Origin of the sequence: Arthrobacter sp. NPDC093139 (genome assembly GCF_044754165.1) — a bacterium.
Taxonomy (GTDB): domain Bacteria; phylum Actinomycetota; class Actinomycetes; order Actinomycetales; family Micrococcaceae; genus Arthrobacter.
The window spans coordinates 125,533-139,244 of sequence record NZ_JBIVOO010000008.1 but is presented as its reverse complement, the minus strand read 5'-3'; the positions used below and the strand labels follow the sequence as shown (position 1 = coordinate 139,244).

At 67.0% G+C, this 13,712-nt stretch carries 10 protein-coding genes and 2 tRNA genes; 9 read left to right on the top strand and 3 right to left on the bottom strand.

Going from position 1 to position 13,712, the window contains the following annotated elements; all coding sequences use genetic code 11:
* Positions 1–38 precede the first annotated feature (38 nt).
* The 3 genes from ACIP90_RS13905 (at position 39) to ACIP90_RS13895 (ending at position 3,458) form a co-directional block, all read left to right on the top strand.
* Positions 39–126: transfer RNA gene (locus ACIP90_RS13905), tRNA-Ser, on the top strand.
* 177 nt (positions 127–303) lie between these two features.
* Positions 304–1,926, top strand: a complete 1,623-nt coding sequence (locus tag ACIP90_RS13900) for a phytoene desaturase family protein (RefSeq protein ID WP_400579964.1) — start codon at positions 304–306, stop codon at positions 1,924–1,926.
* 128 nt (positions 1,927–2,054) lie between these two features.
* A complete protein-coding gene (locus ACIP90_RS13895; RefSeq protein WP_400580047.1) occupies positions 2,055–3,458 on the top strand; it encodes an MFS transporter in 1,404 nt (467 codons plus the stop codon).
* Here the strand turns inward: ACIP90_RS13895 and ACIP90_RS13890 are convergent.
* Positions 3,403–5,616: a RecQ family ATP-dependent DNA helicase gene (locus ACIP90_RS13890; protein ID WP_400579962.1), complete on the bottom strand. Its 2,214-nt coding sequence runs from the start codon at positions 5,614–5,616 to the stop codon at positions 3,403–3,405. The two genes, ACIP90_RS13895 and ACIP90_RS13890, sit on opposite strands and share 56 nt — an antisense overlap.
* 160 nt (positions 5,617–5,776) lie before the next feature.
* On the opposite strand from ACIP90_RS13890, the gene ACIP90_RS13885 reads away from it, so the two are divergent.
* Genes ACIP90_RS13885 through ACIP90_RS13875 form a run of 3 tightly spaced genes read left to right on the top strand, consistent with a single transcriptional unit; the run spans position 5,777 to position 8,181 of the window.
* Positions 5,777–7,195: a phosphomannomutase/phosphoglucomutase gene (locus ACIP90_RS13885; RefSeq protein WP_400579960.1), complete on the top strand. Its 1,419-nt coding sequence runs from the start codon at positions 5,777–5,779 to the stop codon at positions 7,193–7,195.
* A gap of 8 nt (positions 7,196–7,203) precedes the next feature.
* Positions 7,204–7,683, top strand: a complete 480-nt coding sequence (locus ACIP90_RS13880; RefSeq protein ID WP_400579959.1) for a hypothetical protein — start codon at positions 7,204–7,206, stop codon at positions 7,681–7,683.
* A 48-nt stretch (positions 7,684–7,731) separates the two neighbouring features.
* A complete protein-coding gene (locus ACIP90_RS13875) occupies positions 7,732–8,181 on the top strand; it encodes an RrF2 family transcriptional regulator (protein ID WP_400579958.1) in 450 nt (149 codons plus the stop codon).
* Positions 8,182–8,325: 144 nt separating this feature from the next.
* Here the strand turns inward: ACIP90_RS13875 and ACIP90_RS13870 are convergent, their stop codons facing one another.
* Positions 8,326–10,152, bottom strand: coding sequence for a phosphoenolpyruvate carboxykinase (GTP) (locus ACIP90_RS13870; RefSeq protein WP_400579957.1), 1,827 nt, complete (start codon positions 10,150–10,152; stop codon positions 8,326–8,328).
* A gap of 279 nt (positions 10,153–10,431) precedes the next feature.
* Here ACIP90_RS13870 and ACIP90_RS13865 point away from each other — a divergent pair.
* Positions 10,432–10,505, top strand: a tRNA-Arg gene (locus ACIP90_RS13865).
* Positions 10,506–10,568: 63 nt separating this feature from the next.
* Here ACIP90_RS13865 and ACIP90_RS13860 read toward each other — a convergent pair.
* Entirely contained in the window at positions 10,569–11,300 is a 732-nt protein-coding gene (locus ACIP90_RS13860; RefSeq protein WP_400579955.1) for a FadR/GntR family transcriptional regulator, read from the bottom strand.
* Positions 11,301–11,507: 207 nt separating this feature from the next.
* On the opposite strand from ACIP90_RS13860, the gene ACIP90_RS13855 reads away from it, so the two are divergent.
* Both ACIP90_RS13855 and ACIP90_RS13850 read left to right on the top strand, forming a co-directional pair.
* On the top strand, positions 11,508–12,968 hold the full coding sequence (locus tag ACIP90_RS13855; RefSeq protein ID WP_400579953.1) for a dihydrolipoyl dehydrogenase family protein: 1,461 nt from the start codon (positions 11,508–11,510) through the stop codon (positions 12,966–12,968).
* 125 nt (positions 12,969–13,093) lie between these two features.
* Positions 13,094–13,669: a hypothetical protein gene (locus ACIP90_RS13850; RefSeq protein WP_400579952.1), complete on the top strand. Its 576-nt coding sequence runs from the start codon at positions 13,094–13,096 to the stop codon at positions 13,667–13,669.
* The last annotated feature ends 43 nt before the right edge of the window (positions 13,670–13,712 follow it).

Genomic DNA, 13,712 nt, shown 5'->3' with positions numbered 1-13,712 from the left:
CGGTTCTGCGTATCCTTGGTTGGCTAGTATTAGCGAATGGAGACGTGCCAGAGCGGCCGAATGGGCTTCACTGCTAATGAAGTGTGGGGCACAACTCCACCGGGGGTTCAAATCCCCCCGTCTCCGCGTTTGGCCCCGGTCCCCGGACCGGGGCCTTTTGCGTACCCGGACACTTTGTGTCCTCCCGGCCCCGGGCGGGGTTTCGACGCTGAGACTTTCGACGCCGGGACTATCGACGGCGGGCTCCGTCCGGGCAGCGGACGCGTGGCGCCGTCGTCATGTCCTGGGTGGCAGGATGTTCGCATGACCGGCAACGAGGAATTCGACTCCATCGTGGTGGGCGGCGGACACAACGGACTGGCGGCCGCCGCGTACCTGGCGAAAGCCGGTCAGCGCGTGCTGGTGCTGGAAAAACTCGGGCAGTCCGGCGGGGCCGCCGTCTCGGCCCAGGCGTTCGACGGCGTGCCGGCCCGCCTTTCGCGCTACTCGTATCTGGTCAGTCTCCTGCCGCAGCAGCTCATCGATGACCTCGGGCTGAGGATCCGGCTGGCCCGTCGGCGGATTTCGTCCTACACGCCGGACCCGTCGCGTCCGGGGCGGGGCCTCCTGATCGACAATGGCGATGCCGCATCCACAGCGGCATCGTTCGCCGCCATCGGCGCTCCGGAGGGCGAAGCGGAGGCATTCGACAGCTTCTACGCCAGTTGCCGCAAGCTCACCACGGCGCTCTGGCCGACCATGATGGCCCCGCTGTTAACGCGCTCGGAGGCACGGGCGCTGGCCGCGGCTGCCGGCGCCGCGGAGGCCTGGGACGCCGTGATGGAGCGGCCCATCGGCAAAGCCATCGCCGGTGCCCTGCAGCATGACCTTGTGCGCGGCACCGTCCTGACCGATGCCCTGATCGGCACGTTCGCCCGGGCATGGGACACGGACCTCCAGCAGAATATCTGCTTCCTGTACCACCTGATCGGCGGCGGCACCGGCGACTGGAACGTGCCGATCGGGGGCATGGGGTCGGTTTCCGCGGAGCTGGAGCGGGCTGCCCGTGAAGCAGGTGCCACCGTGCTCACCGGCGCTGACGTGACGGCGATCGATGCCGGCGGACGCGTGGGCTACCGGCGCGCGGGCCTGCCCCACGAGGCCACCGCCGGCTGGGTGCTCGCCAACGTAGCCCCTGCCGTCCTGGACCGGCTGCGGACGCCCCGGAACGGATCCGGGGGCGCACGGGACGGAAGGCCCCCACATCCGAATCACATACGGGAAGGCGCCCAGGTCAAAGTGAACCTGCTGCTCGCCCGGCTCCCGCGCCTCCTTGACAACGCTGTTGGCCCCGAGGCCGCGTTCGGCGGGACCTTCCACATCAACGAGTCATGGGAGCAGCTCGAGCGGGCGTATCTGACGGCGGAGTCAGGATCCGTTCCCGAGCCGTTGCCCTGCGAAATTTACTGCCACTCGCTGACGGATCCCAGCATTCTGTCCCAGGAGCTTCAGGACGCCGGCGCTCACACTCTCACGGTGTTCGGGCTGCACGTCCCGGACCGCCTCATCACCGGGGAGAACAACGACGCCCGGCGGGCGGAGCTGCAGGCCGCCGCGCTCAGGTCCCTGAATTCCGTACTTGCCGAGCCCATCGAGCCCCTCATCATGACTGCACCGGACGGCAGCCCGTGCATCGAAACCAAAACAACACGGGACATCCAGCAGGCGCTCGGGATGCCGCGGGGCAACATTTTCCACGGCGGCCTCGACTGGCCGTTCGTCGAGGACGGCAGCCCGCTGGACACCCCTGCCCGCCGCTGGGGCGTGGCCACCCGCGATGAGCGCATCCTGCTGTGCGGCTCCGGTGCCCGCCGGGGCGGGGCTGTCAGCGCCATCGGAGGACATAACGCCGCCATGGCTGTCCTGGAAATGGCCCGCGGTTCATGAGCGGCGGCGTCAACGGCCGTGGTAAACCCCCAGTCAACGCATCCGGGAGCATACCCGCGGGGTCCCCGCCAGCCGCTCCGCACGCGTGGACCCCGCGGCTGGCCCTGCTCGTGGCGGCGACGTTCTTCATGGAGTTCCTCGATGGCACGGTGCTGGTCACCGCCATCCCCAGCATCGCCGACGACTTCGGTGTGGCGGCTGCCAGCGTAAACATCACCATGACGGCCTACTTGATGACCGTGGCGATGGGCATACCGCTTAGCGGCTGGCTCGCCGAACGGTTCGGAGCTCGCAGCATCTTTTGCGCGGCCATTGCCCTCTTCACCGTTGCATCCCTGCTCTGCGCCCTGAGCCAGGACCTGACCATGCTGACACTGAGCCGCATCCTGCAAGGGGCCGGCGGGGCAATGATGGTCCCTGTTGGAACGCTCGTGGTGCTCCGCGGGACGCCCAAGTCCGAGCTGCTGCGGGCCACCGCCTACCTTGTGTGGCCCGGCCTCCTGGCCCCGGTCCTGGCACCGCTCGTGGGCGGGGCGCTGACCACGTACCTGTCCTGGCACTGGATATTCCTCGTCAACCTGCCGCTGGGCGTTGCAGCCTTCCTGGCCGCCCTCCGCCTCGTGCCCAGGGCCGCCGGTGACCGGAAGCGCAGGCTCGACTGGCTGGGGCTGGCCCTCACCACGTTCGGCGTGGGTGCCCTCGTGGTGGGCCTGGAGCTGGCCAGCAGCCATCTGGAAGGGCCGTGGACCCTGCTGAGTGTGGTGTTCGGGACGGCAGCCCTGGCGTCCGCGGTGCTGTGGATGCTCCGGGCCGCGAATCCGCTGTTCGACCTCACAGTATTTTCCACCAGGACGTTCCGGGCAACGAACAGCGGCGGCTTCATCTACCGGCTGACCATCAGCGCCGTGCCCTTCCTCTTGCCGCTGATGTTCCAGGAAGGCTTCGGCTGGAGTCCCCTGCACGCAGGCATCATGGTGGCGGCAGTTTTCATCGGAAACATCGGCATCAAACCGGCCACCACGCCGCTGATCCGGCGTTTCGGGTTCAAGCCCGTGCTCGTCTTTGCCTCGCTGGCATCGGCGGTAACCTTCGCGCTCTGTGCCCTGCTCACTGAGCGCACGCCGGAGCCGCTGATCTTCGCGCTCCTCGTGTGCAGCGGCGCGTTCCGCTCGATCGGGTTTTCCGCCTACGCCTCGGTCCAGTACGCGGACATCGGGCCCGCGCAGCTGACCTCGGCCAACGCGGTCTCGGCTACACTCGTTCAGCTCTCCACCGGGGCAGGCATCGCGGTGGGCGCCCTCCTCCTTCGAGTGTTCGGCTCGGCTCCATTACTTGCCAGCGGCCTAGGCGGGGTGCTGGGTGCCTCGCCGGATACCGGGGTTGCCCCGTACCGCGGCGCGTTCCTTTCCATCGCCCTGCTGATGCTCCTCAGCACGGCAGACAGCCTCATGCTGCCCCGCCATGCCGGGGCAGAGGTCAGCCGGCCTGGGCGAGCACCAGCGGCAGAACGGCCCCGGCGCCGGCCCGCCTGAGGGCGCGGCCAGCCACGGTGACGGTCCAGCGGCTGTCCACGAGGTCGTCGATGAGCATCACGCTCTGGCCTGCGATCCCTGCCAGGGCAGGCTCCAGGCCGGGGCCTACAACAAGCCGGTCCCATACCCCTGCCAGCCGGTAGGCGCTGTTGCCGCCGCGGCCTCCCGTCGGTCCGCCGTGCTCCATGTCCAGCTGGCCCAGGTACGGAATGCGGCCGATCTCCGAGATGCCCCGCGCCAGAGATTCCACGAGCGCCGGCTTTCCGCGCGACGGCAGGCTGACGATGGCCGCCGGCCGCCCAGCCCCGCTCCAGCCCTGACCGCGTGAGTCACCGGCGGACCATTCGCGCAGCACCTGGACGCAGGCCTGCAGCATGCCCGGGTCCACGGTGCGGTCCGGGGCGCCCGCTGCGAAGAGCTCCCGGAGCGCCCCGCCCCAGCCCAGGTCCGTCAGCCTGGCCAGCACACGGCCTTCTGACAGGCTTTCGTCGGGCTTGATCTTTCCCTTGACGGGCACACCCAGCCGGTCCATGCCGCTGGGCCACTGCAGCCGGGGCTCCAGCACAATGCCGGCACGGCTGAGGGTCTGCCCGGCGGCCTCGGTCGCCGACGACGCGATATCGGCAGGGAACCAGCGGCCGGCGCAGTTGTCGCACCGGCCGCACGCCGCGGCAGTTTCGTCGTCCAGCACCGACGTGATGTACTCCATGCGGCATCCGGCGGTGTCCTGGTAGATAACCATGGAATCCTGCTCGTCCACCCGGGCTTCCGCGATCCGGCTGTAGCGTTCCGCGTCATAGATCCAGGGCTGTCCGGTGGAACGCCACCCACCGCCCACGCGTTCGACGGCGCCGTCGACCGCCAGCACCTTCAGCAGCAGTTCAAGCGGTGTCCGCCGCAGGTCCACGCGCGCTTCCAGCGCCACCGTGGACACTGCCGTCCCGGCTTCGGCCAGCGCCGTCAGCACCGCAGTGGCTTTCTCCTCTGAAGGCATGGAGGCCGTGGCGAAATACCGCCAGATGTCCCTGTCCTCGGACCCGGGCAGGAGAAGCACATCCGCATTGGCGGCGCCGCGGCCGGCACGGCCCACCTGCTGGTAGTACGCCACCGGGGATGACGGCGCGCCGAGGTGGACCACGAAGCCGAGATCGGGTTTGTCGAAGCCCATGCCCAGCGCTGACGTGGCCACGAGTGCCTTGACCTCGTTGTCCTTCAGGAGCTGTTCTGCACGTTCGCGGTCAGCGGGGTCGGTGCGGCCGGTGTAGGCCAGCACCTGGTGGCCGGCCTCGGCCAGCAGCCGGGCGGTATCCTCGGCCGCCGAGACGGTCAGAGTGTAGATAATGCCGCTTCCCGGCAGATCCGCCAGATGGGTCAGCAGCCAGCCGAGCCGTTCGCGGGAATCCGGCAGGGTGAGCACTCCGAGCCGCAGGGACTCCCTGCCCAGGGAGCCCCGGATGGTGAGCACGCCGTCGCCCAGCTGCTCTTCAATGTCGTGGACCACGCGGGAGTTGGCCGTGGCTGTGGTGGCCAGCACGGGAACCGTGTCCGGAAGCTGGGTGATGAGGTCCGCGATGCGCCGGTAGTCGGGGCGGAAGTCGTGTCCCCAGTCCGAAATACAGTGGGCTTCGTCGATGACCAGCAGGCCGGTGCGCCGGACCAACTCGGGCAACTGATGTTCCCGGAAGGAAGGGTTGGTGAGCCGCTCGGGCGAAACGAGCAGGACGTCCACCTGGTCCGCCGCGAGCTGCTCGCGCACAGTGTCCCACTCAAGCTGGTTGGCCGAGTTGATGGCGACGGCCCTGACCCCGGCCCGGGCTGCGGCAGCAACCTGGTCCCGCATCAGCGCCAGCAGCGGCGAAACAATGAGCGTGGGGCCAGCCCCGCGCCGCCGGAGCAACAGCGACGCCACGAAGTACACGGCCGATTTCCCCCAGCCCGTCCGCTGCACCACCAGTGCCCGCCGGCCGCCGTCGACCAGGGCCTCGATCGCCTCAAACTGTCCGTCATGGAAGTCGGCGCCGGGGTTCCCTACGAGGTCCCGCAGCACCTCCAGCGCCTGGCCCCGGGATCCCGGAACCGGTGTTCCGGTCCTGGAGGGTGTGCTGGACGGTGTGCTGGATTCGGACGGAAGAACTGCGGCGTGCTGGTTATTGGCCATTGATTCAGTATCCCAGTCCCCTCAGACACCCCAAAGCGCGCTTCCGGCCATGTGGACAACCCACGCGCCGACCCGGCCGGGACGTCAGCCGCCGGCCGCTGCGCATTTCCGTGACTCCTCCTCTCTGGCCCACTGGGCGCTGCAACGTAAGATAAATCCCGTGACTAGCAACCAGACCAATACTTATGACCTTTCAGCCTCGTTCAAGGCGTATGACGTCCGCGGCATCGTGGGCGACTCCATCACCGCTGAAATCGTCGAAGCCGTGGGGGCCGCCTTCGTTGACGTGCTGGAACTGGAAGGCCAGACGGTCCTGGTCGGCGGTGACATGCGCCCCTCCTCCCCCGAGTTCAGCAAGGCCTTTGCCAGCGGCGCCGCCACCCGCGGGGCGAACGTCCAGCTGCTGGACCTCATCTCCACGGATGAGCTCTACTACGCGTGCGGCGCCCTCAACGCAGCCGGTGCGACGTTCACTGCAAGCCACAATCCGGCCGAATACAACGGCATCAAGATGGCCAAGGCAGGCGCCGTGCCCATTTCCTCGGAATCAGGTCTTAAGGAGATCCAGGCCCTGGCGGAGCAGTACCTCAACGCAGGCTCCATCCCCGCCGCCTCGAACCGCGGGCAGATCGGCGTCCAGGACGTCCTCAAGGGCTATGCCGAATACCTGCGCACGCTCGTGGACCTCTCCGGGTCCCGCCCGCTGAAGGTCGTGGTGGATGCCGGCAACGGCATGGCCGGGCTCACCACCCCCGCAGTCCTCGGCGACGCACTGCTGCCGAAGCTGCCCTTTGAGATCATCCCGCTGTACTTCGAGCTGGACGGCTCCTTCCCGAACCACCCGGCCAATCCCCTGGAGCCGGAAAACCTGCGCGACCTTCAGGCCGCCGTCGTCGAGCACGGCGCGGATATCGGACTGGCGTTCGACGGCGATGCCGACCGCTGCTTCGTCATCGACGAAAAGGGCCAGCCCGTCTCGCCGTCGGCCATTACCGGAATGGTGGCCCGCCGTGAGATCGCGCGCGCCAAGGCCCAGGGTGAGGAAACGCCCACCATCATCCACAACCTGCTGACCTCCCGTGCGGTGCCGGAACTCGTGGCGCAGGACGGCGGCCGTGCCGTCCGCACCCGCGTGGGCCACTCCTTCATCAAAGCCGTCATGGCCACGGAAGGCGCGGTGTTCGGAGGCGAGCACTCTGCCCACTTCTACTTCCGCGACTTCTGGAACGCAGACACCGGCATGCTCGCCGCGATGCACGTGCTGGCCGCCCTCGGCGAGCAGGACGGCCCGCTTTCCGAGCTCGGCCGCGAGTATGAGCCATACGTTTCCTCCGGCGAGATCAACTCTGTGATCGAAGACAAGGCCGGCGCCGTGGAGCGCGTCCGCGCTGATTTCGCCGGCGAGGACGTCACCGTGGACACGATGGACGGCAGCACGTTCACGGCAGTGGACGGCAGCTACTGGTTCAACCTTCGCCCGTCCAACACCGAGCCGTACCTGCGCCTCAACGCAGAAGCCACCGACCACGCCACCATGGAGCGCGTCCGCGACCGCGTGCTCGCCCTGGTTCGCAGCTAGGACCAGCAGTGGCAGAAACAGCACCGCAGCCGGGGCAATCCTGGCGGACATCAGTTCCGGAGGCTACCGCCACCGATCTGGAAAACCTGCTGGGCACCGGCATGGGGGCCGCTCAGGAGCAGCTGGAGCGCAACGGCGGTTTCCTGCCGTTCGCGCTGGTTGTGGAGAACGACGGCGAAGTCCGTCTGGTGGCGGTCTCGCCGGCGGATTCCGCCAGCGGCTCCAGTGACGAGTTCGATGCCGACGGCATGATCCGTGACATCACCGAACTCCTGCGCCAGAACCGCGAAGATTTCCGGGCTGCCGCGATCGTCTGCGACATCACGCTGGTAGAAGAAGGTTCTGATGCCATCCACGTGGCAACGGAACACCGCGACGGTGCCGTCTTCGCCGCCGTCCTGCCCTACGCTGCGAAAGAGTCCACCCGGGAATGGGAATTCGGCGAACTCAGCGCGGACACGAATGAACCAGTCATCTGGGTGGACTAGCCCAAGCATGTGCGGAGGTCAGTTGGACGGCATTATTAGGCTTAGGCCATGAAGATCAATGCCTTCGCGGACGTCAGCCTGCGCGCCCTCATGGTGCTCGCAGCCGCTCCCGAGGCCGACCTCCTCACTACCCAGGCCGTGGCCGACGCTGTGGGCACGCCCTACAACCACGTCAGCAAGGCCATGGCCAAGCTGCGCATGCTGGGACTGATTGATGTTGAGCGCGGGCGCAACGGCGGCTCACGGCTGAGCGCTGCGGGGCGCAATGTCACGGTGGGGCAGGTCCTCAGGCAGCTCGATACCCGCGAGGACCCTGCGGACTGCATTGGACCGGGAGGCCAATGCCCACTGATTCACGGCTGCCGCCTGCGGGGCGCCCTTGCCCGCGCCCGAGAGGCGTTCTACCGCGAGCTTGATGACGTCGTGGTCGCCTCCCTGCCGGCTTCTCACCAAATGGGGCCGGTCTTCGAGGCCATCGGCATGCGCCCCGGCCTGTAGCAGGCTTCCTGCCTCTTCCGGAGAAACGCGTACGACGGCGGCTCCGCACCTTTCGTGCGAAAGGTGCGGAGCCGCCGTCGTACTTATGGGCCCACGCTGCCGAGGGGCCCAACCGAGCTTGCGAGATCGGGGAGGCAGTGGGGACTAGGCCAGTCGGGCCTTCAGACCCTCAAGCTCCTGCTGGAGGGCCACCGGCAGCGAGCTGCCGAAGTTGGCGAACCATTCCTCGATGGATGCCAGCTCGGTCTGCCACTCGGCGGGGTCCACGTGCACGGCCTCCTCGACTTGCTCCGGGGTCATGTCCAGTCCGGTGAGGTCGATGGAGTCGCCGGTCGGCACGAAACCGATCGGGGTCTCGACCGCGTCAGCCTTGCCCTCAAGGCGTTCGATGGCCCACTTGAGGACACGGGCGTTGTCGCCGAAGCCGGGCCAGGCGAAGCCGCCCTCGGCCGTGCGGCGGAACCAGTTCACCAGGAAGATCTTGGGCAGACGCTCCGGGTTGGCCTTGGCGGAGAGGTTCACCCAGTGGTTCAGGTAATCCCCTGCGTCGTAGCCGATGAACGGGAGCATGGCCATCGGGTCGCGGCGCACAACGCCAACGGCGCCGGCGGCTGCAGCCGTGGTCTCCGAGGAGAGCGTGGCTCCCATGAAGATGCCGTTGGACCAGTCGCGGGCCTCGGTGACCAGCGGGATGGTGGTCTTGCGGCGTCCGCCAAAGAGGATGGCGGAGAGCTCCACACCGTCGGGGTTGTGGTATTCCTCGGCAAGCATGTCGATCTGGTCGATCGGCGTGCAGAAACGCGAGTTGGGGTGTGCAGCCGGCTTGTCGGAGTCAGGCGTCCAGGAGTTGCCCTGCCAGTCGGTGAGGTGGGCGGGTACTTCCTCGGTCATGCCTTCCCACCACACGCCGCCGTCGTCGGTCAGTGCGACGTTGGTGAAAATGCTGTTGCCCTTGGCGATGGCACGCATGGCGTTGGGGTTGGTGCCCCAGCCCGTGCCGGGAGCGACGCCGAACAGGCCAGCCTCCGGGTTGACGGCGCGGAGTTCGCCCTCCTTGCCGAAGCGCATCCAAGTGATGTCGTCCCCGAGGGTCTCCACCTTCCAGCCATCGATGGTCGGATCCAGCAGCGCCAGGTTGGTCTTGCCGCAGGCGGACGGGAAGGCCGCAGAGACGTAGTACGTCTTCTTCTCCGGCGAAGTCAGCTTGAGGATCAGCATGTGCTCGGCCAGCCAGCCCTCGTCATGAGCCATGACGGAGGCGATGCGCAGCGCGTAGCACTTCTTGCCCAGCAGGGCGTTTCCGCCGTAGCCCGAACCGAACGACCAGATGGAGCGCTCCTCGGGGAAGTGCACGATCCACTTGTCGGGGTTGCAGGGCCAGGGAACGTCGGCCTGGCCGGCCTCCAGCGGAGCACCGAGGGAGTGCAGGGCCGGAACGAAGAACGCGTTGGTCTCGGTGATCCGGTTCAGCACGTCTGTGCCGATGCGGGCCATGATGCGCATCGAGGCGACAACGTATGCGCTGTCCGTGATCTCCACGCCGAACTTGGGGTCCTCGGCGTCGAGGTGTCCCATGACGAACGGGATGACGTACATGGTGCGGCCGCGCATGGAGCCTGCGAACAGGCCGCGCAGCTTCTCCTTCATTTCAGCAGGGGCCATCCAGTTGTTGGTGAAGCCGGCGTCGTGCTCCTTTTCGGAGCAGATGAAGGTCTGCTCTTCAACCCGGGCCACGTCGGCAGGGTCGGAGAACGCAGCGAAGGAGTTGGGGAACAGCTCCTGGTTCAGCCGCTTCAGGGTGCCCGCAGCGACGAGTTCGTCGGTCAGCCGGGTGTTTTCTTCCTCAGAGCCGTCCACCCAGTGAATCCGGTCCGGCTGGGTCAGCCCAGCGACCTCTTCAACCCATGCCAATAGACCGGCATGTGTGGTGGGTGCTTCTTCAAGCAGCGGCAGTCGCGCCAGATGGCCCATTTCGGTTCCCTTCTTCGGGTTCAGTGGTGTGTCCTAAATGTTATTTCCAATGGTCTGGCCCATTTCGTGGTCAGACATCTGATATCCACCACCTTCGGCGACAAAAACCGCGGAAACTCAAGAATCAGGGATTGAGATTTTCCTAAATTGGTGACGAAGGTCACATAGACCGGTCTAGTAGCGTATATTACATGGCGCTCGATTTGGAAGTACGGCCGTCCTCGCGTAAAGTTATTCGAGGTTCGGGGCGAGCGGAAAGTTCGCCAGGGACCGGAAGATGCGCCCATAGCTCAGCTGGATAGAGCGTCTGTCTACGGAACAGAAGGTCAGGGGTTCGAATCCCTTTGGGCGCACAGAATGAAGATCCGCACCGGGAAACCGGTGCGGATCTTCTGCTTTAAACCGAGATTGAGCGGCTACTCGCCCACTGCTTCCTTAATGCGCCGGCGGATGCCGTCGAAGTGGCGGGTCAGCAGTTCAGAAGCCTTGGCTTTGTCTCCGGCAGCGACGGCAGTGTAAATGCTGCGGTGCAGGGCGGCCAAAGCAACCCGGTCTTCGCTGCCGGGTCCGATCTCCGTGTGGATCTTGCGGTACACCCTCCAGAAAACGCCCAGCAGATTGAGCAGCAACTCATTGTTCAGCGGCGCAAAGAGCCTGCCGTGAAAATCGGAGTCAGCCTCCACGAAGGTCTCGCCGGCTGCCGCCAGTTCTTCCATCCGGACGACGGACGCCTCGACGGAGGCAAGGTCCGCTGCGCTCATGACGTCCATCGCGCTGCTGATGAGCCCCGATTCCAGGGCCTGGCGCACGTCCACGAGCTGCAGCGCTTCGAGACCGTGGTGCCGCAGCGACAACCTTGCCCGGAACATGAGCCCGTCCGCGAGCGCCTCGAAGTTGCTGGGCGCCACGAACATGCCGAACCCATGGCGGATCTCAATGACTCCGAGGGCCTGCAGCACCTTGAGCGATTCCCTGAGCGTGTTCCGCCCTACGCCCAGGGCGACGCACAACTCATTCTCGGTAGGCAGGGCATCCCCGGGTTCGAGGTCGCGATCGAGGATGAGTTCCATAATGTCCGACTGAAGGGCGCGGAGGCGGGCCTGGGCGCTGAACCGTGCGGGCGGAACGCTGTTGACAGGCGGCGGCATTGGAACTCCTTTGCGAGGCTGTTTTCCACGGTATCGGATGTCCCATGTCCTCCGGCCGGGGGTGCCTTGCATTATTACACTGGCAGAGTGCGCCCGCGAACTCCCCGAAACCTGACGGCACCACCGGAGAAGCCGCGCAGACCCGGGTGCAGCCGGCAACATGCCGGCCCCGCCTGTGCGTGCCCGAGGCGGGCGTAGGCTGTTGCCATGACGCCAGATGCTGTTGAACGCGAAGTCGATGTCGTTGTGATCGGCGCCGGCGCCGCCGGGGAGAACGTTGCCGACCGTGTGGTGCAGGGCGGCCTGACCGCTGTACTCGTGGAGGCCGAACTGGTGGGCGGTGAATGCTCCTACTGGGCCTGCATGCCGTCCAAGGCCCTGCTTCGGCCCGGCACTGCCCTGCATGGCGCACAGACAGTCCCGGGCGCCAGCGAGGCAGTCACCCGCACCCTGGATGCCGCAGCCGTCCTCGAGCGCCGCGACTCCTTCACGTCGCACTGGCAGGATGACAGCCAGGTGGAATGGGTGGACGGGGCCGGCATCGAGCTGCTCCGCGGCACCGGCCGGATCACCGGCCCGCGGACCGTTGACGTGGCCGGCCGCGACGGCAACCCCTACAAACTCACGGCGCGTCACGCCGTCGTACTGGCCAACGGTTCGACGCCGAACATCCCGCCTATTGATGGGCTGTCCGGGGTCCAGTACTGGGGAACGCGCGAGGCAACCTCGGCTAACGAGGTGCCGGAGCGCCTTGCCGTCCTGGGAGGAGGCGTGACCGGCACGGAACTGGCACAGGCCTTTTCCCGACTCGGATCGGCCGTCATCCTCGTGACCCGCAGGGGCCTGCTGGGCACTTTCCCTGAAGAGGCCAGCCGGCTGGTGGAGGCAGGACTGCGTGCCGACGGCGTGGAACTCCACCTGAACACCAATACGCGAAGCGTCAGCCAGAACGACGACGGCTCGCTCACCCTGACGTTCGACGACGGCGACTCCCGCTCCGTGGACCGGCTGCTCGTCTCTACCGGACGGCATCCTGCCCTGGACGGACTTGGCCTGGAAAGCGTGGGGCTTGCGGCCCTCGACGGAAAGCCCCTGACGCTCAGCACCGACTCGACCGGACTGGTCAAGGCCGCTGCCGGAACTGACGACGGACCCTGGCTGTACGCCATCGGCGACGCGGCCGGCAAGGCGCTCCTCACGCATCAGGGCAAGTATGAGGCCCGGGCCACCGGTGCCGCCATCGCAGCCCGGGCCAAGGGCGAACTGCAGGGCACGCCCGATGCCTGGAGCCGCTACGCACAGACCGCCGACGAGCATGCCATTCCCAGTGTGGTGTTCACCGACCCCGAAGTCGCGAATGTTGGCCGCTCAGTGGAGCAGGCGAGGAAGGACGGCTACAACGTCTCTTCCGTGGAGCTGCCCATCTCCGTTGCCGGCTCATCCCTTCATGCTGAGAATTACCAGGGCTGGGCGCAGCTCGTGATCGACGAGGACCGGAGGGTCCTGCTCGGCGCCACGTTTGCCGGACCGGACGTCGCCGAGTTGCTGCACGCGGCGACCATAGCGGTAGTCGGCGAAGTCCCGCTCGAGCGGCTGTGGCACGCCGTCCCCTCCTACCCCACGATCAGCGAAGTCTGGCTGCGGCTCCTGGAAAAGTACGGTCTCTGACGTCCGTGTGAACTGACGGGTGGACCGTCAGGCGTGCAACCCCGGGCGGGCCCTTGACCAAAGTCTTTATCAATCCTGCGCGGCTACGTCCTGACGTAGCCGGATCCTCAGGGATGATTAGTCCCATGAGCCACATGGGTAACAGCGGGAAGGTCGCCGCCGGGGCGTTCCTCGCTGCCCTCGGCATGCTGGTGCTGACGGCCATCACCCTTGAGGCAGCTGTGCTGCTGACATTCCTCGGACTCGTTGCAGTGGGCTACGTGGCTTCGGTGGCGGAGGCCTTTTCCCGGCGACGCCACCTCGCCCTGCTGGCGGGTGCCGCGGGCACGAGCCTGTTCATCGGGTGCACCATCGCGTTCCTGCGAATGTGGGGGCTGGCGTTCAATCAGGATCCGGCCGCCCTTGATGCGGGGGTGGCCACGACGGATTCGGACATCTACTTTTACTTGGCTGTCGCATCCGGAACGCTCACGCTTCTGGTGCTGTTCGCCGCCGCGGTCTGGCCGTCACGCGGCCACTCGTGGCGCCGCTCCGGTGCTCCCGTCCGGAGACGTCGCCCGGCGCCGTCGCGCGCTTCAGCCGGCCGCCCGGCGTCGCAACGCCAACCGGCCCAGCGCCAAGCTGCGCAAGCCCAACCGGCGCAGCGGCAGACCGGCAAGACCGGGGCGGCCAGGTCCGCCGCCGGGCGGCCCCGCCGCTGACCCGGCCGCACGCGTACCGCCGGCGACACCGCACGGAATGCGG